The sequence below is a fragment of the Parviterribacter kavangonensis genome, from assembly GCF_056863335.1.
The window spans coordinates 2,794,300-2,818,817 of the sequence record NZ_JBXPJA010000001.1; the positions used below are offsets into that span (position 1 = coordinate 2,794,300).

Here is a 24,518-nt window from a genome sequence, read left to right on the forward strand (position 1 = left end):
TCAGGTGGGCGCCGCGGAGCGTGCGGCGCCGGCTTCGGCGAGCGCCGTGACGCGGGCGGCGCGCTCATGGCGCGGGATCGCGCGGCCGCGCGCAGCGGCGGCCGCGCCGCGGTCGGGCCCGGCGGTCGCCCACGCACTCGCGAGCGCCTCGTTCCAGCGGTCGGCGAGGAAGGTCGTCTCGAGGCCGGTCTCACCGGAGGCCGCTTTGATCGCCGAAGAGAGCGCGGCGATCTCGATCGCGCCTTCGTCGGCTCCCAGGGGAACGAGCGCGAGGACGAGGCAGTCCAGGTCGACCGCGAACTGCTCGGTGCAGTCCCGGAGGTCCGCGGCCCGCGCGCTCGCGGCGTAGTCGCGTGCGGCCGCGGCCCAGTTGCCGAGCTCGAGCTCCATGTCTCCCGTGATGGTGGCGACCGTCAGCGCCGGGTCGCCGAGCTCGTCCGCGATGATCGCGGCTTCGTCGAGCAGCTTCCTCGCCTCCGCGAAGCGCTCGACGCCGAGGAGCGTCCCCGCGTGGACCATCAGCGCCGACGCCAGCGCGCCCGGGTCCCCTCGCCGGCGCTGCACGTCGATCATCTCGTCGCCGAGCTCGAGCACGGACTCCGGGTCGCCGACGTTCGCGCGCATGACGCAGACCATCCTGAGGGCGCCGCCCAGCCGGGCCTCATCCCCTCCCGCGCGGACCGCGGCCAATCCGGACCACATCAGGTCCTCGTCCTGCCCCTCCCCCAGCGACCACGCCGCCCAGGCGCACGAGAGGGCGGCCCATCCGGCCTCCGGCGTCGTGATGGGGAAGCGTTCGAGGACGACCGCGATCTCCGCCCGGGCCTCGCGGGTGCGGCCCTCGCGGCTCATCACGGTCGCCAGCGCGGACGCGAGGCGGAGGTGCAGCTCGGGCGCGTGGTCGCGGGTCCATGCGAGGGCGCTGCGCTGTTCGCCGGCGAGCGCGTGGACGCGCCTTCGGTCGCTGCTGCGCGCGCCCGCGTGGAGGATGCTGTAGGCCTCCGCGCCCTCGGCGATGTGCGCGGCATGAGCGCAGCGGGCGTCGCGCTCGTGCCCGGATGCGCCGAGCCACTCGAGTGCGAACGCGCGCACCGCGTCGGGCATCGCGTAGCGAACGCCGTGCTCGCGTGACTCCTCGCGCCGGACGAGCGATGCGTCGATCAGGCCACTGAGCGCGTCGAGCGTCGCGCCAGAGCCGGCGACTGCCTCGATCGCGTCGAGCGGCGCGGGCCCCACGAACACCGCGAGGCGGGCGAAGAGCGCGCGCTCGTCGTCGTCGAGGAGCGCGTGCGCCCACTCGAGCGTCGCGCGCAGGCTGCGCTGGCGCTCCGGGAGGTCGAGCGGCCCGCGCGCGAGGACGCCGAGCGCGTCGTCGAGCCGGTCGAGCAGCGCGTCGGGCGACAGGGTGGCGACACGCGCGGCGGCGAGCTCGACCGCGAGCGGCGAACCATCGAGCCGCCGGCAGATCGCCTCGATCACGCCGGCCTGCGCCTCGGCGTCGAAGCCCGGATCGACGGCGCCGGCACGATCGGCGAACAGCGCCGTCGCCGCGGGCAGCGACAGCGGCCCCAGCGGGAACACGCGCTCTGCCCTCACCCGCAGCGGCAGCTGGCTCGTCGCGAGCATGCGCGTGCCCGGCGCGCGGTCGAGGAGATCCGCGATGACCGGCCCCGCGTCACGCACGAGCTGCTCGACGTTGTCGAGGACGAGCAGCGCCGGCTTGCGGCGCAGGCGCGCGACGAGCGCATCGCCGAGCGGCTCGTCGCCTGTGTCGGGGACGTCGAGCGCCATCGCGATCGCCGGGACGATCGCCGAGGCGTCGGCGACGCCGGCGAGCGGGACGAGCCAGACGCCGCCCTCGAACGTCTCGAGCAGGCCCTCGGCGGTGGCGACCGCCAGGCGCGTCTTGCCGGTGCCGCCGAGGCCGAGCACCGTCACGAGCCGGTCGTCGCCGGAGCCGAGGGCGTCCCACAGCGCATCGAGCTGCGCCTCGCGGCCGAGCAGGGGGCGCTGCTGCACGGGGAGGTTCGTCGGCCGCACGGGCTCGGTGCCCAGCGGCGGGAACGCGTCGGGGCCGCGCCCGTCGTGGACGAGCAGGAAGAGCCGCTCGGCGGCGGGGAAGTCCTTCAGCCGGTGCTCGCCGAGATCGGCGATCGCGAACTCGCCGTCGAGCTCGCTTCGTGTCGCCGCCGTCAGGACGACCTGGCCGCCGTGGGCGGCTGCCTCCACGCGCGCCGCCAGGTGGATGTCGAGGCCGGTCAGGTCGCCGGCGGAGCGGTCGACGACGCCGGTGTGCACGCCCATGCGCACGCGCAACGGCTCGGGCCACGGGTGCGCGGCGATGGCGCGCTGCGCGTCGGCCGCCGCGGCCGCCGCCGCCGACGGCGTGGCGAAGAGCGCGAAGAACGAGTCGCCGGAGACGCGCTCGACCCGCCCGCCGTGCCGCTCGATCGCGGCGCCGAGGAGCGCGTGGTGGTCGGCGACGACCGCCGGCCAGGCGTCGCCGAGGGCGCGCGCCAGCCGCGTCGACCCCTCGACGTCCGTGAACAGGATGGTCGCGGCTTCAGGCGGCACGGGCGCGCATCGCCTCGAGGTCGTGGACGGTGATCGCGCGCCGGCCGGTGGCGACCCAGCCGAGGTCGCGCAGCTGGCGCAGCGCCTTCGCGGTCGACTCGATCGACGCGCCGGCCCAGCTCGCCAGCTCCTCCTGCGTGAGCGGCAGCGTGATCGTCATGCCGCCAGTGCCGTCGGACTCCCCGTGCTCGTCGCACAGCTCGATCAGCCGCGCGGCGACGCGGCCGAGCGTGTCCGCCCCGGCGAACTGCGCGAGCCGGCGGTCGGAGTCGCGCAGCCGGACGCTGACGATGGCGAGCAGCGCCATGGCGACGCGCGGCCGGCGCTCGAGGAACGCGCGGAACGCGTCGGCGGGAACCGCGAGGAACTCGACGGGCTCGACGGCGACGACTGTCGCGGCGCGCGGCGCGCCGTCGACGAGCGCCTGCTCGCCCAGCAGCGCGCCGGGTCCGCGGAAGGTGAGCACGGCCTCGTTCCCGGTCGGCGTCGACGCGATGACCTTGACGCGCCCGTCGCGGAGCACCAGGACCCGGTCGGCGACCTGCCCCTGCGCCAGGAGCGCCTGGCCGCGCGCCGCTCGCCGCGGCACGCCGATGGCCTCGAGAGCCGCCCGGTCGGCGTCATCGAGCAGGGCCAGGAACTGGTGCGTCCCGCTCATGGCGCGACTCTAGTCGCGCCGCGGCCATCAGCGCCAGGGCTCACCGGCGCGCGGTCCGCCGCCGCCGTGACGCGGCGACGGACCGTGGCCGTCGACCACGCACCTAGCGGTGATGGAAACGCTCCGCGGCGCGGCGCTGCGCGGCGGTCGGCTGGAGGCCCGTGCCGCGCTGCGCGGCGGAGACGCGGATGCCGTGATGGCGCAGGAGCGCGGCGTCGTAGCTCGAGAGGTCCTCGGCGCTGCCGGTGGAGACGACCGGGGCGATCGAGCGGCTCGGGACCGCATCGTCGTCCGTCGCGAGGACGACCGCGCCGGTCCCGGCGACTGCGACGGCGGCGGCGCCGGCGACGAGCCAGCGGTGGGCCGCGGAGAACGAGCGGACGGGGGTGGTGAAGGACTGGATCTGCATGGTGCGCTCCCGAGGAGGTGAACGGATCGACCGGAGCCATGCTCCGGCCGATCCGCCTCCGTCACCACGTCCTTCAACAGGCCCCGAACCTGTCGTTCGACAGGTTGGAACCGGGATCACGCATCCGTGTCGATGCGGTGCTCGACCGTCGGCATCTCGAGGATCGCCATCGATGCCGCGGCACCGGCCGGCAGCCGGCGCGAGCGCAGGGCCTCGAGCGCGGCGGCGTCGCCCACGTCGCTGCCCGCCTCCTCCGAGAGGAGCCACCGCACCTCGAGCAGGTCGCAGAACGCCTGGATCTGATCGGTTCGCCCCGGAAGGTCGCGCACCATCGCGAGGCCGGGGACGAGCACCTCGCTGCGCCACCGCAGCGCCGTGTCGGCCGTCGGCCCGCCGAAGCGGCTGGCGTAGGCGAGGAAGTCGTTGAGCAGGATGTGCGCCTGCCCCTCGGGCACGACGATCCCCGTGCGCTCGCGCAGTTCGCCCGCGTGGTGCGCGCGGTTGGCGACGCAGACCTGCACCCGCAGGCGGTCGCCGCCGCCGGGCTCCGGCTCGAGGCGCACCTCGTCGACGCTGTAGCCGAGCTCGTGCAGGCGCTCGAGGTGCCGCGCGATCCGCCAGCGCTCGCCCGGCTCGACGACCAGGTCGCGGTGGACCTCCGCCCACAGCTCCTCGTAGATGTCGGCGATCGACTGCGCGGCGGCGAGGTGCTCGTCGATGTCCTCGACGGCGCCGAGCCGGCTCGCGATGTCGACGAACCCGCCGGCGACGTTCTCCACGAGGATGGTCAGGTCGTGCTGACGCTGTCCGTCGGTGAGCCGGTCGTGGACCTCGGACGTCTCCGCGTCGACGAGGTGGGCCTGGATGTTCTGGCCGTCCCGGACGAACAGCGTGTTGGCCAGCGAGCAGTCGCCCCAGAACACGCCCGCTCGGTGCAGCTCGACGAGCAGGCTCGCCATCGCCGCCAGCAGGCGCTCGCGCTGCTTGGTCTCGCTGCGCGGGAGGCGCATGAAGAGCCGGCGGAACTGCCACGAGCGCTCGAGGAACCGCGTGACCAGCAGCCCGTCCGCGTCGCCGCGCAGGATCGTCCCGGCCGGGCGCACCGCGGGCAGCCCGCGCGACTCGAGCGTTCGCAGCACCTCGTACTCGCGCGTGACGATCCGGTCGGGCGCCTCCTTGACCGCGAGCAGCACGCCGCCGACCTCGACGAACCGCACGAGGTGACGGCTCGGGCCGACGGGCACGTCGCGGAACGGCACGCTGACCGGATCCCACTCGGCGAGCGGCGTGTCCCACGGAAGCGCGAGGAGCTCCGCGGAGGGGGACCGCAGCTTGATCGCGGTCTTGTGCGCCACCCCAACGGTCTACCCCCTGCCGAGGTGGCGCTTCATCTTCGCGATCTCGTCGCGCTGGTCATCGACGATCTGCTGTGCGAGCTCGCGGAGCTGGGGGTCGCCGCCCTTCGCGAGCTCCGCCTCGGACATCGCGATCGCGCCCTGGTGGTGCGGGATCATCGCCTTGAGGAACGCCTTGTCGAAGGGCCGCTGCTCCGCCAGCATCGCCGGGTCGGCGTCCATGCCCGGCTCGTGATGCGCGACGGCGAGCGTCCCCTCGTCGACGCCCGCGGTGTCGAGCGCCTCCTCCTCGCGGCGCAGCGCCGAGATCTCCTCGGTCTGCGTCCGGACGATCGCGTCGGCCAGCTCGCGGACGAACGGCGTCGTGCCGTGCTTGCGCGCGACCTTCGCCATCGCCACGGCCTGCTCGTGGTGCGGGATCATCGCGGCCGCGAAGGCGCGGTCGGTGCCGTTCGGCGCCGCCGTCATGGAGCCGCCGGAGTCGTCGCCGCAGCCCGCGGCGAGAAGGAGGCAGACGATGCCGAGCGGCGCGAGGACGGTGCGGCGCTGCATCGGTCCCAACGTACCGGGCGGCGGCGACCGCGCGCCCCATGCGATCGGAGGATCAGCCGGTGGTGGTGACGTTGTCGAAGCGCGCCACGTCGGTCGCCGACGTGTTCGCCCCCGCCGTGATGCGCAGCTTCACCGACGTCATCGGGAACGGGTTCGGGGTCGACGCGAGCGTCGACCACGGGCCCGACGCGCTGCCCGCGTACTCGAAGAACACGGTGCCGCCCGCCTCGCGGATGCGGACGAACTGCATCGTGTTCGCGTTGTAGCGGGGCCACGACGGCGTGAGGTTCGTGTTCGCGTTCCACGCCGTCAGCGAACCGCCCGCGAAGAACAGCTCCACGAACCGCGAGTTGTCGACGCGCACCTCGATCGACGTCTCTCCGTAGCTCGACCCGCCCGCGCCGCCGTTCGCCGGCCGCACGACCTGCACCGCCACGGCCTTGCCGGTCTGGTCGTACGGCGACGCGCTCTCGATCAGGCCCTTCGTCCACGACCCGGCCGGGTGCGTGATCAGCAGCTCGCCGCCCGACGCCGACACCGTCGATCCGGACTGCGTGACGGACCACTTCGCCGGGTCGATGACGTCCGAGTCGAAGGCGTCGGAAGGGCCCGGCGACGAGGACGGCGGCGGTGGCGGCTCGCTCGTCCCGGACGGCAGCGTGTCGAGCAGCGTCTCGATCGCCGAGTTCAGCGGGTTCGCGGACGGCAGCGACAGGTACCACTGGTTGCCCGAGCCCATCGTGAACGTGTTGCCGCCGGAGCTCGAGATGACGTTCGTCCCCGGCCCGACCTCGGTCAGCTTCGTGTCGTTCGGGCGGATCGCGTGGTAGACGGCGGTGAGGTCGTAGGAGTAGATCCAGTTGCCCGGCCCGGCGAACGCCTCGTACGCGGCGCGCACCGGGGAGCGCGACGGATGCACGGACGAGATCGTCTGTCCCGTGTGGATCGCGTCGCCCACCTCGTAGCCCGACCAGACGAGCTTCGTCGGCCAGCTCTGCGCGACCTTCTGGGCCGACGCGGGATCGACGCCGACGTTCGTCTCGTAGCTGCGGCTCGGGTAGCCGCCGCCCATCGAGACGAGCACGCGCACCTTCTTCGCGACGAGGTCGCGGCCGGTGAGCGGCGAGGAGGCGTCGCCCGGCGAGTCGAGCAGCGCGGCGAGGTTGCCGAAGAAGCCGAACGACGTCATGACGACGCTGCCGTCGGGCTGGGCGGCGAGCGCCTTGCGGTACACCGAGACGACGTCGCCGGGCGTCGGCGCGCTCGGGTCGCCGAGCGCCGCGCACGGCGCGACGAAGTCGGTCGGGCTCTTCGCGGTGCCGTCGTTCGGCAGCGCGGTGCCGATCGGGATCGAGCCGAACCCGTAGAAGCGCGCGATCGAGGCGGTGCAGCGCCACGAGCTCGAGGTGACCGCCTGGTTCGGCCGCTTGCTGACGCCGAGCGCGATGACCTTCGCCTCGCCGCGCAGCGCCATCGCGTAGGCGATCGCCATCGCCCCGACGTCGTCGGCGCTGCTCCAGATGTCGCTATCGAGGATCACCGGCGTCGCGCCGCTGGGTGGGGGCGGCGGGTCGGACGGCGTGCCGGTCGCGGCCGGCTTCAGCGCGGTGAGGACCGCGACGGCGTCCTCCTGGTCCTGGTTGGCGGTGGCGGTCTTCTTGCCGGTCGAGCCCGCGGTGGCCTGCGTCGCGATGTAGACGCCGCCCGAGCGGCGCCCGGTCGACTCGCCGCGGTCGGCGACCTCGGTCATGTTCGAAGCGGACGACCACGTCGAGATCTTGCCCTTGCCGCGGATCCCCTGGTAGCTGGCGACGAGCATCGTCCCCGGGGTCGTCGTCGTCAGCGAGGGCGTCGCGAACGACTTGCCCTTCTTGTCGATCCCCACGCCGGCGGAGGCGTCGACCGGATCGGCGGCGTCGACGCCGGCGAACGCGCTGATCGCGGAGAACCCGCCGACGGGCACGCTGAACCTCCACGTGAACGACGACTCGCCGGCGGCGAGCACGTGGCGGTAGACGGAGACCGACGTCTTCGTGGTCCAGTTCGTCCGCGTCACGAGCGTCCAACCGTTCGGCGGGGTGACCCCGGCGCTGGACTTCTCGTTGCCGAACCCGATCGTCGCGAGCAGCACGTCGCCCGCCTGCGCGTCCGACGGCACCCCGAGGGTGACCGACGTGGCGGTGTCCGACGCGTACGCGGTGGTGATCGCCGGCCCCCGCGAGGTGATCGCGGCGGAGGCGATCGTGGCGGACGCGAGCAGCGCGAAGAGCACGAGGCACAGCGCCAACGTGGCCCTTCGGACCTGCCCGGTCGTGTCCATGACCTTCCCCAGGTACGGCTGCCGGCTACGTGCCTTCCGTGCGCGCCGGATCGCCGCGAGGATACGGCTTCTAAGCTCCTGCGGCAATGCCTCTGAAGGACCGGGTCAACCGAGCGCTGGTCAGCACGACGGGCTACCAGCTGCAGAAGGCGCGTCCCGCGGCGAAGCCGGCTGCCGGCGTGAAGCGGCGCGGCCGCAAGGGCGAGCGGCTCGTCGAGGCGCCCGGCTTCATCCTCTCGAGCGTTCGCTCGGGCTCGACGCTGCTGCGCGTCCTGCTCAACAGCCATTCGCGGATCTTCTCCCCGCACGAGTTGCACCTCCGCCACATCGAGGTCGCGCTGACGGCGGGCTTCGCCGAGAAGTCGCTGAAGGAGGTCGGCCTCGACGCCGACCGGCTGCAGCTGCTGCTGTGGGACCGCCTCCTGCACCGCGAGCTCACCGCCAGCGGCAAGGACATCCTCGTCAACAAGACGCCGAACGACGTCTTCATCGCCGACCGCATCAAGGAGTGCTGGCCGGACGCGCGGTTCATCTACCTGCTGCGCCACCCGCTCTCCACCGCGCGCTCGCGCGCGGCCGCGCGCCCGCAGGACAGCGAGGAGCGCAACGTCGAGATGGTGCTGCGCTACGGCAACGCGCTCGAGGAGGCGCGGGCCAGGCACGAGGGCATCACCGTCACCTACGAGGCGCTGACCGCCGACCCCGCGCGCGTCACGAAGGACGTCTGCGCGTTCCTCGGCGTCGAGTGGGAGGCCTCGATGCTCGAGTACGGCGAGCACGACCACGGCCGCTTCAAGTCCGGGCTGGGCGACTGGTCGCAGAAGATCAAGTCCGGGCGCATCCAGGCGCCCGAGCCGCTGCCGGCCCCGGAGGAGATCCCGCCCGCGCTGCGCGAGCTGTCGGCCGCGTGGGGCTACGCCGAGCCGGCGTGATCAAGGTCAGCGTCGTCGTCCCGGTCTACAACCCGGGCGACCACATGGACGACTGCATCCGGACGCTGGTCGACCAGTCGCTGCCCCACGACGAGTACGAGGTCATCTTCGTCGACGACGGCTCGACCGACGCGACGCCCGCGCGGCTGGACCGCCTGGCCGACGAGCACGACCACGTCCGCGTCGAGCACATCCCGAACTCGGGCTGGCCGAGCCGGCCGCGCAACGTCGGCATCGGCATGGCGCGCGGCGAGTTCGTCTACTTCGTCGACAACGACGACTGGCTGGAGCACGACGCGCTCGAGCGCCTGCACGCGCGCGCGGTCGCCGACGACGCCGACGTCGTCATCGGCAAGGTCATCGGCCACGGCGGCAGCAAGCACGTCCCGCACGTCGTCTTCAAGAAGGACCGCACGCGCGTCTCGCTGGAGCAGTGGACGGGGATGCTGTGGCTGCTCTCCCCGCACAAGCTGTTCCGCAAGTCGCTGCTCGACGAGCACGACATCCGCTTCCCCGAGGGCAAGGTGCGCCTTGAGGACCACGTCTTCGTCATGCGCGCGTACTTCGCCGCCGGCGACCGCATCTCGGTGCTCGCGAACGCGCCGATCTACCACTGGATGCTGCGCGACGACGACAGCAACGCGTCGCGCACGTTCGACTCGGTCACGTACTACGACAGCGTGCGGCGTGTCCTCGACGTCATCGACGAGCACACCGAGCCGGGCGCGTTCCGCGACCGGCTGTACCTGCGCTGGTACCGCGGCAAGATCCTCGGCCGGGTCGGCGGGCACCCGCTGCTGCGCTACGAGGGCGAGCAGCGGCGGTCGCGCTACGAGGAGGCGCGGAAGGTCGCGCTCGAGCGCTTCGGTGCGCACCTCGACGACCTCGTCCCGCTGACGATGCGGCTCCGCGCGCACCTCATGCGCGAGGGCCGCTTCGACGATCTCGTCGCGCTGGCCGAGCGCGAGGTCAAGCTTGGGGCGGGCGCGCGGATCTCCGGTCTGCGCGCGGACGGCGACGGGATGGCGTTCCGCTTCACCGCCGGCTACCGGGCGTCCGACGACCTGCTGACGTTCGAGCGCGACGGCGACCGCCTGCGCTGGATCCCGCCCGATGGCATCGCCCCGCTGCCGGATGCGGCGCAGGGCGACCCGCTGGCCAAGGCCGAGGCCTACGTGTACGCGCGCTCGATCGCGAACCGCAGCGAGTTCCCCGTGCCGGTCGAGACGGAGCTGACGCTGGAGGAGATCCCGGACACGCCCGGCCGGCTGCGCCCCGTCTTCAGGGGCACCGGGCGGCTCTCGGCGTCGACGGGCGCCGCGGGGGCGCCGCTGGGCGAGGGCGACTGGCAGCTGCTCTGCGAGGTGCGGATCGCCGGGCTGCGCGTGAACACCTTCCTGCGCCCGGCGTCGCGCGCCGACGCGGTGACGCTGCACGTCGCCAAGGGCCGGGTGACGGTGGGCAAGCCGACCGTCGCGCGCCGCATGGTGGGCGCCTTCCCCGGCCTGGCGAGTCGTGCGGTGCGGCTCCGCCGGCGCCTGCGCAACGCGCGCCGGCGGCTGCGCGGCTGAAGCGAGGCGCGCGGGAGCCGATCACCCCGGTGAGCGCCCATGGCCGCGCCCACCGCACAGCACCGCTCCGGTATCTCCGGCGGCGCCCCGGCGCCGTGCCTTCTGCTCGCCCCCGCGAAGGGCGGCGACGGCACCGTTCAACGAGCGTTGGACGGTGCGGGCTTCGACGTGCGCGTGTCCACCAACGGCGTGACCGGCGGCAGCGTCATCGAGGTCGCCGCCGCGATGCGCCCCGACGCGGTCGTCCTCGCCTCCCACGGCGCCGCGCAGGCCGCCGGGATCGTGCGGCGGATCGCGCGCGCCCTGCCCGCGGCGGCCATCGTCGTCGTCGCGGAGGGCGATCCGCGCTCGCTGTTGCTGGCGGGTGCGACGACGGTCCTGCCGCCCGAGACCGGGCCGGACCGGCTGGCCGCCACCGTCCATGCCGCGCTCGACGGCTTCGCCGTGCTCCCCGCCCCGACCGCGCGCCGTCTGGCCGAGCGCGCGGGCGCGGCCGGCGCCAGCGCGGCGACGCGCCTCACGGGCCGTGAACGCGAGGTGCTGGAGGGGCTGCTGGAGGGTGCGACCACGGCGGAGATCGCCGACCGGCTGGGCGTCGCGCCCGTCACGGTCCGCCGCCACGTCTCCGGCGTCCTGCACAAGATCGGCGTGCCCGACCGCGCCGCGCTCGCGGTGGCCGTGACGTCGCCCTATCCGCCGCCGTCCGAGTACGACGGCGACGCCAACGGCGACGGGCTGCCCGCGGCGCCCGCCCTGACGACGCGCGAGCGCGACGTCCTGCGGCTCGCGGCGACCGGCCTCGGCAACGCCGCCATCGCCGGCGAGCTCGTGATCGCCCCGAGCACGGTGAGGAACCACCTGACGCGCATCACCGCCAAGCTCGGGGCGCGCAACCGCGCCCACGCGGCGGTGCTGGCAACGCGCCACGGTCTGCTCTGAACCGCAGTCGGGCGCGGGCGCGCTTGAACGCCCGTTGGGACTTAAGGACCCTTGCCCATCGGTCCAGGTTCCGAGGACAATGCTCAACCTCGCACCGGGTCCGCCGGCCCGGAATCGAACGGATTCACGCAGCAGCAGACCAAGGAAGGGGCTTCAGTGCACGACGCACCGGGCCTTCGTTCCGCTTTCCCGGAGCAGAGCAGGCCAGCAGTGAGCGCCGTCATACCGGCGCTCAACGAAGAACTGAACGTCGGTTGGGTCCTCGGACGCCTGCCGGATGTCGTGGACGAGGTGATCGTCGTGGACGGGCTGTCCACCGACGACACGCTCGGCGCCGCCCGAAGGGCGCGGCCGGACGTGCGCTGCATCCACGAGATGACGCCCGGCAAGGGCGCCGCGCTGCGCGCGGGGTTCGCCGCCGCACGCGGCGAGTACGTCGTGATGCTCGACGCCGACGGCTCGATGGAGCCGGCGGAGATCACGCGCTACCTCGAGCGTCTCGACGAGGGCTACGACCTCGTCAAGGGCTCGCGCTTCCTCGGCGACGGCGGGACGAGCGACATCAGCCGTCTGCGCGCCATGGGCAACCTCAGCCTGCTCGGGCTCGTGAACGCTCTCTACGGGTCGCGGTTCACCGAGCTCTGCTACGGCTTCATGGCCATGCGCCGCAGCGCGATCCCGTCGCTGCGCCTGCGCGCGACCGGCTTCGAGATCGAGACGCAGATCGTCGTGCACGCGCTGCGCGCCGGCCTGCGGATCGCCGAGGTGCCGAGCTTCGAGGCCGAGCGCCGGACGGGCGAGTCGAACCTCCGCACGTTCCGCGACGGAGGCCGCGTGCTGCGCGAGCTGGTGCGCGCCCGCGTCTCCGCCTGGCCGGCCGCGGTCCCCGCCGAGGATCCGGGCGCGCCGCACGCCGAGGAGCCCCTGCCCGCCGTCGACGACCCCCACCTCGCAGCGGTGCTGCCGCCCATCCCGGGCCGGCGGTTCCCGCGCAGGGTCCCGGCGCTCGCGCGCCGCGACGGATCCTGAGAGCCGGCTGGCAGCGATGGTCGTGCCGGAGAACGACCTTCCCACCATCTCGGTCGTCGTCTGCGCCTACGCGGACGAACGCTGGCCCGCGCTCGTCGGCGCCGTCCGCTCGGCGCTGACCCAGACGCGCGCCGCGGCCGAGGTCGTCGTCGCCGTGGACCACAACGCCGCGCTGCTCGATCGCGTGCGCGCCGAGCTGCCCGAGGTCGTCGCCGTCGCCAACGACTCTGAGCGCGGCCTGTCCGGCGCGCGCAACGCCGGCGTCCGCGCCGCGTCCGGCGATGTCGTGGCGTTCCTCGACGACGACGCCGTCGCGGCGCCCGACTGGCTCGCGCTGCTCGCCGAGGGCTACCGCGACCCGCGCGTCCTCGGCGTTGGCGGCAGCATCGAGCCGCAGTGGCTCGCCGGCCGCCCGCCCGCGTTCCCGCAGGAGTTCCAGTGGGTCGTCGGCTGCACGTACGCGGGCATGCCGACCGCCGCCGCTCCCGTCCGCAACCTCATCGGCGCGAACATGTCGCTGCGCCGCGACGTCCTCGAGCGCTCCGGCGGCTTCCGGTCCGGCCTCGGGCGCATCGGGCGCCTGCCGCTGGGCTGCGAGGAGACCGAGCTGTGCATCCGCGCGCAGCAGGCCGACCCGGACGGCGTCTTCCTCTACGAGCCCCGCGCGCGCGTCGACCACGCGGTTCCCGCGGACCGCACCACGTGGCGGTACTTCCGCCGGCGCTGCTTCGCCGAGGGCATCTCCAAGGCGCAGGTCGCCTCGTGCACCGGCCCGCGCGACGGCCTGTCGTCGGAGCGCGCGTACACGCTGCGCACGCTGCCCGCCGGCGTCGCCCGCGGCCTCGCCGACGCGGCGCGCGGCGACGCCGCCGGACTCGGCCGCGCGTCCGCGATCGTCGCCGGCCTCGCCGTCACCACCGCCGGCTACGTGGTCGGCTCGGCCCGGCAGGTGCGGACGTGAGCACGCCGCAGGTCATCTCGCCCGCGCCGCGTGCGACGTGGGAGGAGCTCCACCGCGCCGACCCGGATGCGCTCGTCACGCAGAGCCCCGCGTGGATGGACTGCGTGCGCGCAACCACCGGCGCGCGCGACGTCAGCCGCCTCTACGACTTCGGCGACGGCCGCCGGCTCGTGCTGCCGCTCGTCCGCCCCCCGCGCCGTCCCGGTCCGCTGCGGACCGAGGCGTCGTACCCGCCCGCCTGGGGGTTCGGCGGCCTCGTCGGCCCCGGCGCGCGGCCCGAGGAGGTCGCCGCGGTGCTGAAGGACCTGCGCGGCGCGCGCACGATGAGCGTTCGCGTGCGGCCGAACCCGCTGCACGACGAGCTCTGGTCCGCGGCGCGCCCCGAGGGCATGGTCACGCTGGCCCGGCGCGCGCACGCGATCGACCTCGAGCCCGGCTTCGAGGCGCTGTGGAAGCACGGCTTCTCGAGCCGGGCGCGCAACCACGTCCGGCGGGCGGAGCGGTCCGGCGTGACGGTCGAGCTCGACCGCGGCGGCGGCCTCGTCCCCGTCTTCCACGAGCTCTTCATGCGCTCCGTCGAGCGCTGGGCGCGCCGGCAGCACGAGCCGCTCGCGCTCGCCCGCTGGCGCGCGGGGCGGCGCGACTCGCTCGACAAGCTCGCCGCGCTGGTGACCGACCTCGGCGACGCGAGCCGGCTGTGGGTCGCGCGCGTCGGCGGCCGCCCCGCCGCGGCCATCCTCGTCCTGCAGGGAACGAACGCGCACTACACGCGCGGCGTCATGGACGAGGCGCTCGCGGGACCCGCTCGGGCGAACTACCTCCTGCACCGGGTGGCGATCGAGGAGGCCTGCGCGTCGGGCTGCCGGATGTACCACATGGGCGAGAGCGGGGACTCGCGTTCGCTCGCGCAGTTCAAGGAGGCGCTCGGCGCGCGCCCGCGGCAGTACGCCGAGTACGTGGCCGAGGCCCTGCCGCTCACCGCGATCGACCGCGGGGTGCGCACCGCCGCCAAGCGCGTCCTGAGGTTCAAGGACGCATGAGCGGCCCGCTGCTCGTCTGCGACGTCGAGGCCGGCGGCCCGCCGCCGGTCGTCGCGCCCTGCGCCCCCGACGGCCGGCCGTACGCCGGCGCCGCGGTCGCGGTGCGCGTGCACGGCGAGCTCGTCGCGCACGTCGAGGTCGCCGTCGACGGCGTCCCGGACGGCGCGTCGATCGCGGCCGCCGCGCAGGACGCCGCGCGCGAGGCGATCGACGCCCACCTGGCGCGCGACGGCGGCGAGGCCACCGCGGGCGGCGCGCCGCGCTGCCGCGCCGCGCTCGACCGCTTCCTCGCCGGCGCCCCCTTCGCGTCGGTCGTCATCGCGACGCGCGACGGCGAGCGGACGCTCGGCGCGTGCCTGCGCTCGCTGCTCGCGTCGGAGTACCCGGCGTTCGAGGTCGTCGTCGTCGACAACGCGTCGCGCGAGGACGGCGTCCGCCGCGTCGTCGAGGAGCACACCGGCGGCCCGGTCGCCGTCCGCTACGTCCGCGAGGACCGGCCGGGCGTCGCGCAGGCGCACAACACCGGCGTCGCGCACGCGCGCGGCGCGGTGATCGCCTTCACCGACGACGACGTCGAGGTCGACGCGCTCTGGCTCGCTCGCCTGGCACGCGGCTTCACGGCCGCGCCGAACGTCGGCTGCGTGACCGGGCAGATCCTGCCGGCGGAGCTGCTCTCCGAGGCGCAGGTCTGGCTCGAGGGCTCGTGGGGCTTCGGCAAGGGCGTCGAGCGGCGGATCTTCGACCGCACGCGCCCGCCCGGCCAGCGGCTGCACCCGTACACCGCGGGCATCTTCGGATCGGGCGCGAACATGGCCTTCAGCGCCGAGGCGCTGCGGGCGATGGGCGGCTTCGACCCGACGCTGGGCACCGGCAGCTTCGCGCTCGGCGGCGACGACCTCGCCGCGTTCTTCGACGTCATCGCGGCGGGCTTCCGGCTCGTCTACGAGCCGACGGCGATCATCCGCCACCACCACCGGCCCGACTACGAGAGCCTGCGCCGCCAGGCGTTCGCGTACGGCGCCGGGCTGACCGCGTACATCGTCCGCACGCTGGCCGCCGATCCGCGGCGCGTGCTCGAGGTGTCGCTGCTCGCGCCGTGGGCGCTGAGCCACGCGCTGAGCCCGGGGTCGCCGAAGAACGCGCGGCGGCCGGAGGACTACCCGGCCGAACTCGGCAAGCTCGAGCGGCGCGGCATGGTCTTCGGCCCGTACGCGTACGCCCGCAGCCGCTGGGCGCGCCGGACCGCCGCAGCGCAGGTGGCCGCATGACCGCGACGCTCGATCCGCGCGTCCTCCCGGAGGAGGGCTTCTCCCTTCCGCTCGTCGACCTGCGCCTCTCCGTCGCCGAGGCCTCCGCGCACCTCGAGGACCGGCTCGCCGCCGGCGACGTCCTCAACGCGTTCCTCCTCGCGGCCGCGCTGCGCCAGGTCGCCGAGGACGAGCTCGAGCGCGAGTGGCTCCCGTTCGCCGAGGTCCGCACGAGCGCCGAAGGCTCCGGCGGCGCCAGCACCGCCCGCCGCGCCGTCGCGCGCGCCGCAGGCATCGGCGGCGAGGCATCGGCCGTCGCCCGCCGCCTCGCCCGCACCCGCCGCGACGCCGCCGTCCACCGCGCCGACGCCGTCCTCGCCGACCTCGTCGACGCCCTCGCCGACGGCGTGATGCGCACCGGCGCCGAGACGCTCGCCCGCGCCTCCACCCTCCGCGCCGGTGGAGGCCAGGCCGCCGTCTCCGGCGACGCCGACACGGTCCTCTCCACCGCCGAGGCCGACACGGTCTTCTCCGGGCACGACGAGTTGGCCTTCGGCGCCGATCTTCGCGCGGTCCTCTCCGCTCTTGCGGCCGAGGCGACGCCGCGGCTCCCCTCGTCGTTCCAGGGGTTCGACCAGCACCCGGACGACCTCCGCCGGCTCGTCGCGCGGCTTCCGCGGTCGGACCGGCCGACCGTCGTGGTCGGGCTGCGGACGTCGGGGAGCACGCTCGCGCCGCTGATCGCCGCGGAGCTTCGCCATCGCGGCGACGCCGCCACCGCGATCACGGTGCGGCCCTCCGTGGCGCTGTCGCCGGCGAAGCGGGCGGTGCTGAAGGGCGCGCTCGCCTCTGGCGGCCGCGTGCTCGTGACCGACGACCCGCCCGCCAGCGGCGCCTCCCTCGCGCGGGTCGTGCGGGCGATCGGGCGGTGGGCGCCGCGACCGGATGCGGTCGTGCTGCTGCTCGCGCTGTTCGGCGACGACCTCCCGCCCGCGCTGACCGGCGTTCCCGCCGTGACGCTCCCGTGGCGGTCGTGGTCGATCCACGACCGTCTCGCGCCCGAGGCGGTCCGCGAGACGCTCACGTACCTGTGGCCGCACCGGCAGATCGCGGGCGTGACGACGCTGCGGCTGCACGACACGCCGGACCGCGGCCACTGCCACGGGCGCTACCGCGTCGAGCTCGCCGGCGACCGCCCGGTCGAGGTGCTCGCGCGCGGCGCCGGGCTCGGCTTCTACGGCGATCACGCGCTCGCGGTCGCGGGCGCGCTCGGACGGCATGTCCCCGCGGTGCATGGCGTCGTCGACGGCGTCGTGCTGAGCGACGTCCCCGCCGAGGGAACGCTGCTCGACCCGCCCGAGCTGAGCGCGGACGACGTCGCCGCCTACGTCGCCGCGCGGCGGCGGGCGCTCGCGATCCCGGTCGACCGCACCGGCGCGCTGCGCGGCGAGGACCCGGTGTGGGAGGTCGCGTCGACGGTCCTCTCGCGCAGCTACGGCCGCGCGTGGCGGCCGGTCCGTGTGCTCGCCCTCGACCGCGCGCTGCGCCGCCTCCTGCAGGCCGACGAGCCCTCGGTCGTCGACGGCCACATGGGCCCCGGCGCGTGGGGCCGCGCCGCCGGCGGCGTCGTGAAGGCCGCCGCCGACGAGCGCGCGTTCTCGAACCGCAACCTCGCCTCCTGCGACCCGGCGTACGATGCGGCCGCCGCCGCGGTCCTCCTCGGCCTCGACCCCGCGCCGCTCCGGGCCGCCGCCGGCGACGTCCCCGAGCACCGCTGGCTCGCGAACGCCCTCGTCGCCCTCTGGGCCGCCCGCCGCGACGGCGCGCTGACGAGCGAGGAGACCCGCCGCCGCTCCGCCCGCGCCGTCCAGCGCAGCGTCGCCGCGCTCCTCCTCGACGACGTGACGCGACGCGGAGACGCCGCCGGTCCCCTCTGCGCGCTCGACGTCGACGGGGTCCTCGAGGACAGCGCGCTCGGGTGGCCTTCGCTGACGCCGGCGTCGGCGCTTGCACTGCGCGCGCTCTTCGCGCACGGGTACCGGCCGGTCATCGCGACGGGCCGTGCGATCGGCGAGGTCGCCGAGCGGTGCGCGGCCTACGGTCTCGCCGCCGGCGTCGCCGAGTACGGCGCCGCCCTGTGGATCGACGGCCGTGCGATCTCGCTCGTCGACGAGGCCAGCGCCGCGGCCGTCGAGCGCGTCCGGACGGTGCTCGCCGCGCGCCCCGGCGTGGAGGTCGGCGCGAGCCACGAGCACACCATCCGCGCGTGGCGCCGCGACGCCCGCGGGAACCGCCGCGGGCTCGACGCCGACGACCTCGCGGCCGCTCTGCGCGCCGCGCTCGACCGCCCACTGCGCCCGGTCCTCGGCGACGACCAGACCGACCTCGTCCCCGCCGGCATCGACAAGGCCTCCGGGCTCTCCGCCCTCATCGCCATGCTCGACGCAACGACGGGGTCAGGCACCGTGCGTGCGGCTTCACGGCTCGCCTTCGCGTGCGGCGACTCGACCGAGGACGCGTGCATGCTTCGCTTGGCCGACCGCGCCGCCGTGCCGCATCACGCCGCGAAGGTCGCGAAGCTCGTCCCCGGTGCGCGCGTCGCGAAGCGGCCGCACCAGGCCGGCCTGGCCGAGGCCGTCGGCGAGCTCATCGGCCACAAGCCGGGCGGCTGCCCGCGCTGCGCGGCGCCGACGCTCGGCGCCGGCGACGCGCTTCTCATGGAGGTGCTCGGAGCCCGCGAGGCGGGCCCGGGCGGGATGGCCGGGAGCGCGCTGAAGCTCGTCGTGAAGGAGCGGCTGCATGGCCGCCGCTGACGTCCTGCGCGCGCCGCAGCAGGCGCGCCGGCTGGCCGCGCACCTGCGGACGCCGCTGCACCGCGACGCCTACGCGCTCGTCTTCAACTCGGCGTTCACCGCCGCGCTCGGGCTCATCTACTGGATCGTCGCCGCGAAGGCCTACGACGCCCACGCGGTCGGCGTGAACTCGGCGCTGATCTCGAGCATGATGTTCCTCGCCGGCCTCGCCTGCCTGGACCTCCCGAACGTCCTCATCCGGTTCCTCCCGGACGCCGGCGAGCGCGCGGCCCGGATCGTGCGCTGGTGCTACCTGCTCACGGGCACCATCGCGCTCATCGCCGCGTCGGTCTTCCTGCTCGGCATCGACGCCTGGGCGCCGAAGCTCGCGTTCCTGAACTCGACGCCGGCCCTCACCGGGTGGTTCGTGCTGGCGACGATCGTCTGGGTCGTCTTCGTCATACAGGACGGCGTGCTGACCGCGTTCGGGCGCGCCGTGTGGGTGCCGGCCGAGAACGCCGTCTTCTCGGTGCTGAAGCTCGTCCTCCTCGCCGTCCTCGCCGGCGCGATGCCGATGTACGGCATCTTCGTCTCGTGGACGGTCGGCGTGCTCGTCGCCGTCATCGGGGTGAACATCGCGATCTTCACGCGCGTCGCCAAGCAGCGCCGCCCGCGCGCCGCGACCGAGCCGGCGCTCAACCCGCGCGATCCGGCGATGGTCCGCTTCTTCGCGGCGGACTACGCCGGCGCCCTCGGCTGGCTCGCGTCGGTGAACCTCATGCCGGTGGTCGTCACCGCCACCGCCGGCGCGACGACGAACGCGCACTTCGCGCTGCCGTGGGCTGTCGCGTTCCCGCTCTACGCCGTCGCGGCGAACGTCGGCGCGTCGCTCCTGCTGCACGGCGCCTCCAACCGCGCCCAGCTGCCGGTGCTCGTCCGCCGCGCGACCAGGCAGGCGCTGTGGGTGCTGCTGCCGTCGATCGTCGTGCTCGGCGTCTTCGCGCCGCAGATCCTGATGCTCTTCGGCGACGAGTACGCGGACCACGGCGTGACGCTGATGCGGCTGCTGCTGCTCGGCGCGCTGCCGAACCTCCTGCTCGCGCTGGCGATGAACGTCGCGCGGATCGAGCAGCGCATGGCTGTCGCGGTGACGGCGCTGTGGACGCAGGCGATCATCGCGCTCGGGCTCGTCGTCCCGCTCATCCACATGTGGGACGTCACCGGCGCCGGGATCGCGTGGCTCACCAGCCAGACGGTCGTCGCGCTCGGCCTCGTCGTGCACGGGCGGACGCGCACCCACGCGGGCCGCGTCCGCAGCGCCAAGCTGCGCGCCCGAGCGGCCGAGGGCCTGAGCGGCGCGTGGATGCGCCGTGCGCGCGGCGCCGCCGCCGCGGCCGAGCCGCTCGCCGAGCTCGCCCGCACCCGCCCCGACGTCCTCCCGGCCGGGTTCAGCACCTACGCCGCGCCGACGGACTCCGACACGGTCGTCGTGTTCGCGCGCGCCGAGGGGCGCACCCGCGCGGTCGTCAAGCTGGCGTGGACCCCCGCCGGAGCGGTCGCGCTCGCGGCGCAGACCGACGCGATCGCCGCCGTCCGCGCGCTCGAGGGCCTCGGCGACTGGCGCACGCTCCTTCCGGAGGAGCTCGATCGCGGCACCGTCGACGGCCGGCCCTACGTCGTCGAGCAGGCGCTCCAGGGCGTCGACGGCCGCCACCTCGCCGCCGCCGGGCCGGACGCGCTGCGCGACGCGGTGACCGCGGCCGCCCGCGGCATGGCCCCGCTCTACGCGGCGACGGCGCTCGACCGCGTCGTCGACGCGCGGCTGCTCGACACGCTCGTCGCCCGGCCGTTCGCGACGCTGGCGACGGCGTACGGGCGCGGCGCCGGTCCTGCGCTCGACCGCCTGCGCGAGGACCTCTCCGCCTCCATCGCCGGGCGCGTCGTCCGCCTCGGCCGCGTGCACGGCGACCTGTGGCTCGGCAACGTCCTGCTCGACGAGCGCGCCTCGCGGCTGACGGGCGTCGTGGACTGGGAGGCGTCGCGGGCGGAGGACGTGCCCGGCGCCGACATCGCCCATCTCATCGTGGCCGCCCGCAGCCACCGCGACGCGCGGTCGTTCGGCGACGTGGTGCGCAACCGGCTCGCGGCCGGCACGCTGGAGGCGTGGGAGGAGGAGCTGCTCGCCCCGTACGCCGACCCGGCGACGGGCGGGCTCGAGGTCCGCTCGCTGCTCGTGCTGGCCTGGCTGCAGCACGCCGTCGCGCGGCTGGAGCAGAGCAGCTTCCACTCGCCCCGCCGCTGGCTGCGGCGCAACGTCGACCCCGTCCTGCTGGCGGCGGAGCGCTGACCCGGTGCTGACCGTCGCCGCCACCGTCCTCGCCGCGGGCCTCAGCGCCGCCACGGCCGAGCCCGCCAAGGCCTCGCCGTGGAAGCTCAGCTTCGTCGAGCACTTCGACCGCCCGCTCGACGACGACGTCTGGGGCCGCTACGAGGGCCAGCCCGGCGGCGACCCCGGCGGCTGGTGGGAGCCGTCGCACGTCGTCGTGCGCAACGGCACGCTGCGGCTCGAGACGTACCGCGACCCGCGCTACGGCAACCGCTGGGTGTCGGGCGGCGTGTCGAACTCGCAGGTGCTCAAGCAGCGCTACGGCCGCTACGAGGTGCGCTTCCGGATGAACGCCGGCCGCGGCGTCGCCGGGATCCTGCTGCTGTGGCCGGTCGCCGACCACTGGCCGCCCGAGATCGACTTCGCGGAGAACGGCGGGGCGTCCACGAAGCGCACGCGCATGTCGGCGACGCTGCACTACGACGCCGACAACAAGCAGATCCAGCGCGAGGTCGAGGCCGACTTCACGCGCTGGCACACGATGGGCGTGCGCTGGACGCCGGGCAAGCTCGTCTACACGATCGACGGCCGCACGTGGGGCACGGTGCGCAGCAAGCACGTGCCGGACGAGCGGATGGAGCTCGCGATGCAGGCGCAGGCCGGCACGTGCGGCGACGAGTACGCGCCGTGCCCGGACGAGACGACGCCCGACCGCGTGACGCTCGAGGTCGACACGGTGCGCGCGTGGGCGTACAAGCCGAAGCGGGCGCGGCGATGAGGCGAACGCTGCGCATCGTCGCCGCCGCGGCCTGCATCGCCGCGCCGCTGCTGATGCTCACGGGCGGCCAGTCGCCGGTGCGCGTCCTGGCGACGTTCCTGCTCTTCGTGATGGCGCCGGGCGTCGCCGCGCTGCCGTGGCTGGCGCCGCGGCTGACGGCGCCCGAGCCCGCGCTGGTCGTCGTCCCCAGCATCGCCGTCTCGATCGTGCTCGCGCAGGCCATGCTCTGGGCCGGCGTGTGGGACCCGCGCGCGGCGACGTGCGTGCTCGCCGCCGCGTGCCTCGTGACGATCTGCCTGCAGCTGAGCCGCGAGGAGAGGGTCCGGTGACCGCCGTGCCGCACGGCACGCCCATCGGGGCCGCGGCGCGGCGGGTGCCACGGGAGGCCGTGCTGCACGGGTCGCTCGCCGGCGCGGCGCTCTGCGCGTGGGGCGTGGCGATGCAGGACGCCGACGTCTCGAAGATGAACGGCTACGGGCTGCTCGCCGCGCTGCCCGTCACGTACTACGTCGCGCTCGCGATCCTCACCGCCGGCTTCGCGATCGCGGTCTCGCAGCGCGAGGCGCGCGGGCCGTACCTCGCGCTCTACGCGCTCGCGCTCATCGTCGTCCTCCACGGGACGACCGCGGTCCTCTACCCCGAGGCGCGGTACGCGTGGACGTACAAGCACGTGGGCGTCGTCGACTACATCGCGCAGCACGGCAGCGTCGACCGGTCGATCGACATCTACCAGAACTGGCCGGGCTTCTTCGCGCTGAACGCGTGGCTCAGCGAGACCGCCGGGATCGCGCCGCTCGACTACGCCGCGTGGTCGCAGGTGTTCTTCGAGCTCGTCAACATCGCCGCACTGCTCTTCGCCGTCCGCGGGCTGACCACCGACGTCCGCCTGCGCTGGCTGACGGTGTGGGTCTTCGTCGTCGCCAACTGGATCGGCCAGGACTACTTCGCGCCGCAGGCGCTCGGGTTCGCCGCCGGGCTCGTGGTGATCGGGCTGATCGTCCGCACGGCGCCATGGTCGCGACCGCCGCGCTCGCGGCTCGGCTGGTCGCTCATCCGCTGGTCGACGCGCCTCGCGCGGTTCGTGCTGCGCGGCCGGCCGCCGCAGCTGCAGCGCCACGAGCCGGTGCCCGTGAGCGGCCGCGTCGCGCTCGTCGTCGGGACGGTCTGCTGGCTCGCCGTCGTCGTCAGCCACCAGCTCTCCCCCGTGATGCTGCTGCTCGCCGTCGGCTCGCTCGCCGTCGTCGTGCGCCGCCCGCCGATCTGGGTCGTCGCCGCGATGTGCGTCACCGAGCTGTGGTGGGTCTGGCTCGGCTACGACTTCGTCAGCAGCCACTTCGGGCTCTTCGAGATCGACCCGTCGCTCACCGCGCGCCAGACCGCCGAGTCGCTCGGGCCGGGCGCGCCGGGCGTCGACCTCGGCGTCACGCTCTCGCGCTCGGCGATGCTGCTGCTCGGCCTGCTCGCGGTCGCCGGCTTCGTCCGCCGCGTCCGGCAGGGGCGCTGGGACGCCGTGCCCGTCACGCTCGCCGCCGCGCCGGTGCTGCTCGTCGGACTGCAGTCCTACGGCGGCGAGGGCCCGCTGCGGATCTACCTCTTCGCGTTGCCGTGGCTCGCGTTCTTCGCCGCGACGGCGCTGCTCCCGCGGGACGGCGCGCAGTCGGCGCTCGCCCGCACGTGGCGCCCGGTCGCGGCGACGGCGGCGATCGGGGTCGGCGCGCTCTTCGGCTACTTCGGCCAGGAGACGACGAACTACATGACGCGCGCGGACGTCGACGCGGTCGCCTGGTACTACGACACGACGCCCGGCGACGCGCGGATGGCGCTCGTCGCGTACTCGATCCCCGAGCGGCCGGTCGCCTCGTACTCGCGCCACCTCGAGATGCCGGACGAGCTCGCGCAATCGGCGTCGTTCCGCGCCGCGCTGGCGTCGGGCGACGAGCGCCGCATCCGCGACCGGCTCGTCGCGCAGATGACCGCGGGCGAGCAGGAGCGGCCGCGCTTCCTGGTCTGGACCCCGAGCCAGGAGCGCTACCTGCGCTACCACGCGATCGCCGGCGAGCGCGGGATCGCCGCGCTGCGCGACGTGCTCGGCTCGACGCCGCAGCTGCAGCTGGTGCACCGCAGCGGCGACGCCGCCGTCTACCGGCTCCGGCGCCCGGCGATCCCGGTCGACGAGCGCACGATGGACGCGCTCGTCGAGCGGTCCTTCACGCGCTGAACTGCCAGCCGTCGTCGGCGCCCGGCGTGCGCGTCAGCAGCGCCTTCGCCCGCCGGTAGGCCCGCCAGCCCGTCGTGCGCAGGTGCTCGCGCCGCGGGGGTGCCGGAGCGCCCCGGCGCTCGAGCCACTTGGCCACGTCGCTCGCGGGCGTCGTCGCGCGCAGCATGAGCCGGGCGAGCGCGAACGGGTCGTCGTCGGTCGCGCTGAACGCGTCCTTGACGCCGCACGCGCCCCGGAAGCCGGCGTCGCGCAGCTCGCGCTTCACGCGGCCGCTCGAGTACCCGTGCGGGTAGGCGAACGTGGTGATCGGCGCCTCGAGCGCGTCCTCGAGCAGCGCCTTGCTGCGCCCGATCTCGGACCGCAGCTGCTTCGTGCTCAGCGTGTCCATGTGCGGATGCGTGTGGCTGTGCGCGCCGACCTCGATGCCGCTCTCCGGCAGCTCGCGCACCTGCTTCCAGTCGAGCATCCACGGCGCGAGCTCGGGCGCGACGGACGGCCGGACGCCGCCGCGCAGGAGGCCCGTCGCGATGAAGAGCGTGGCCGTGAGCTCGCGGTCGAGGAGGACCGGCGCGGCGACGGAGAGGACGTCGGCGAACCCGTCGTCGAACGTGATCAGCACCGCGCTGTCGAGCAGCTCGTCGTCGCGCCGGCGCTGCGCCTCGATGAGCTGGCTGACCGTGAGCGGCGTCAGCCCGCTATCGGCGACGAGGTCCATGTGCGCCGCGAACGTCCGCTCGTTCACCGCGTAGTCGCGGCCGAGAGGAGCAGTGTCGGTTGACACTGCGTGGTAAAGCAGGATCGGGACGAGCGCCACGGG

Annotated in this window: 19 protein-coding genes; 12 read left to right on the top strand and 7 right to left on the bottom strand. The window is 74.8% G+C overall.

Features of this window, described 5'->3' with window-relative positions; genetic code table 11:
- The 6 genes from AC1UE4_RS14155 to AC1UE4_RS14180 form a co-directional block, all read right to left on the bottom strand.
- Nucleotides 1-2,574, bottom strand: a complete 2,574-nt coding sequence (locus AC1UE4_RS14155; RefSeq protein ID WP_482917872.1) for an ATP-binding protein — start codon at nucleotides 2,572-2,574, stop codon at nucleotides 1-3.
- Nucleotides 2,564-3,232 (bottom strand): Crp/Fnr family transcriptional regulator, encoded by a 669-nt coding sequence (locus AC1UE4_RS14160; RefSeq protein WP_482917873.1) that lies wholly within the window; start codon nucleotides 3,230-3,232, stop codon nucleotides 2,564-2,566. Before AC1UE4_RS14160 ends, AC1UE4_RS14155 begins: the two co-directional genes overlap by 11 nt.
- A 103-nt stretch (nucleotides 3,233-3,335) precedes the next feature.
- Nucleotides 3,336-3,641 (bottom strand): hypothetical protein, encoded by a 306-nt coding sequence (locus AC1UE4_RS14165; protein WP_482917874.1) that lies wholly within the window; start codon nucleotides 3,639-3,641, stop codon nucleotides 3,336-3,338.
- A gap of 116 nt (nucleotides 3,642-3,757) precedes the next feature.
- Entirely contained in the window at nucleotides 3,758-4,996 is a 1,239-nt protein-coding gene (locus tag AC1UE4_RS14170) for a DUF4032 domain-containing protein (RefSeq protein ID WP_482917875.1), read from the bottom strand.
- Between the two features lie 9 nt (nucleotides 4,997-5,005).
- The gene (locus AC1UE4_RS14175; RefSeq protein WP_482917876.1) at nucleotides 5,006-5,548 is read right to left on the bottom strand and encodes a DUF305 domain-containing protein; all 543 of its coding nucleotides are present in this window, start codon (nucleotides 5,546-5,548) and stop codon (nucleotides 5,006-5,008) included.
- A 52-nt stretch (nucleotides 5,549-5,600) separates the two neighbouring features.
- Complete coding sequence (locus AC1UE4_RS14180; RefSeq protein ID WP_482917877.1) at nucleotides 5,601-7,868, bottom strand: nucleoside hydrolase; 2,268 nt, start codon at nucleotides 7,866-7,868, stop codon at nucleotides 5,601-5,603.
- 86 nt (nucleotides 7,869-7,954) lie between these two features.
- Between AC1UE4_RS14180 and AC1UE4_RS14185 the strand changes: the two genes are divergently transcribed.
- The 12 genes from AC1UE4_RS14185 (at nucleotide 7,955) to AC1UE4_RS14240 (ending at nucleotide 23,701) form a co-directional block, all read left to right on the top strand.
- On the top strand, nucleotides 7,955-8,800 hold the full coding sequence (locus AC1UE4_RS14185; RefSeq protein WP_482917878.1) for a sulfotransferase family protein: 846 nt from the start codon (nucleotides 7,955-7,957) through the stop codon (nucleotides 8,798-8,800).
- Nucleotides 8,797-10,371: a glycosyltransferase family 2 protein gene (locus AC1UE4_RS14190; RefSeq protein WP_482917879.1), complete on the top strand. Its 1,575-nt coding sequence runs from the start codon at nucleotides 8,797-8,799 to the stop codon at nucleotides 10,369-10,371. Before AC1UE4_RS14185 ends, AC1UE4_RS14190 begins: the two co-directional genes overlap by 4 nt.
- A 39-nt stretch (nucleotides 10,372-10,410) precedes the next feature.
- Nucleotides 10,411-11,310, top strand: coding sequence for a LuxR C-terminal-related transcriptional regulator (locus tag AC1UE4_RS14195; RefSeq protein WP_482917880.1), 900 nt, complete (start codon nucleotides 10,411-10,413; stop codon nucleotides 11,308-11,310).
- 210 nt (nucleotides 11,311-11,520) lie between these two features.
- Nucleotides 11,521-12,339 (top strand): glycosyltransferase family 2 protein, encoded by an 819-nt coding sequence (locus AC1UE4_RS14200; RefSeq protein ID WP_482917881.1) that lies wholly within the window; start codon nucleotides 11,521-11,523, stop codon nucleotides 12,337-12,339.
- Between the two features lie 16 nt (nucleotides 12,340-12,355).
- On the top strand, nucleotides 12,356-13,300 hold the full coding sequence (locus tag AC1UE4_RS14205; protein ID WP_482917882.1) for a glycosyltransferase family 2 protein: 945 nt from the start codon (nucleotides 12,356-12,358) through the stop codon (nucleotides 13,298-13,300).
- On the top strand, nucleotides 13,297-14,340 hold the full coding sequence (locus AC1UE4_RS14210; RefSeq protein ID WP_482917883.1) for a GNAT family N-acetyltransferase: 1,044 nt from the start codon (nucleotides 13,297-13,299) through the stop codon (nucleotides 14,338-14,340). Before AC1UE4_RS14205 ends, AC1UE4_RS14210 begins: the two co-directional genes overlap by 4 nt.
- Complete coding sequence (locus AC1UE4_RS14215; RefSeq protein ID WP_482917884.1) at nucleotides 14,337-15,608, top strand: glycosyltransferase family 2 protein; 1,272 nt, start codon at nucleotides 14,337-14,339, stop codon at nucleotides 15,606-15,608. Before AC1UE4_RS14210 ends, AC1UE4_RS14215 begins: the two co-directional genes overlap by 4 nt.
- Nucleotides 15,605-18,400: a hypothetical protein gene (locus tag AC1UE4_RS14220; RefSeq protein WP_482917885.1), complete on the top strand. Its 2,796-nt coding sequence runs from the start codon at nucleotides 15,605-15,607 to the stop codon at nucleotides 18,398-18,400. The genes AC1UE4_RS14215 and AC1UE4_RS14220 overlap by 4 nt, the downstream gene beginning before the upstream one ends.
- Complete coding sequence (locus tag AC1UE4_RS14225; protein WP_482917886.1) at nucleotides 18,387-20,726, top strand: hypothetical protein; 2,340 nt, start codon at nucleotides 18,387-18,389, stop codon at nucleotides 20,724-20,726. The genes AC1UE4_RS14220 and AC1UE4_RS14225 overlap by 14 nt, the downstream gene beginning before the upstream one ends.
- A 4-nt stretch (nucleotides 20,727-20,730) precedes the next feature.
- A complete protein-coding gene (locus AC1UE4_RS14230; RefSeq protein ID WP_482917887.1) occupies nucleotides 20,731-21,483 on the top strand; it encodes a glycoside hydrolase family 16 protein in 753 nt (250 codons plus the stop codon).
- Nucleotides 21,480-21,812 (top strand): hypothetical protein, encoded by a 333-nt coding sequence (locus AC1UE4_RS14235; protein ID WP_482917888.1) that lies wholly within the window; start codon nucleotides 21,480-21,482, stop codon nucleotides 21,810-21,812. The genes AC1UE4_RS14230 and AC1UE4_RS14235 overlap by 4 nt, the downstream gene beginning before the upstream one ends.
- On the top strand, nucleotides 21,809-23,701 hold the full coding sequence (locus tag AC1UE4_RS14240) for a hypothetical protein (protein WP_482917889.1): 1,893 nt from the start codon (nucleotides 21,809-21,811) through the stop codon (nucleotides 23,699-23,701). Before AC1UE4_RS14235 ends, AC1UE4_RS14240 begins: the two co-directional genes overlap by 4 nt.
- Here the strand turns inward: AC1UE4_RS14240 and AC1UE4_RS14245 are convergent.
- Entirely contained in the window at nucleotides 23,691-24,482 is a 792-nt protein-coding gene (locus tag AC1UE4_RS14245; protein ID WP_482917890.1) for a polysaccharide deacetylase family protein, read from the bottom strand. The genes AC1UE4_RS14240 and AC1UE4_RS14245 overlap by 11 nt on opposite strands.
- Between the last annotated feature and the right edge of the window lie 36 nt (nucleotides 24,483-24,518).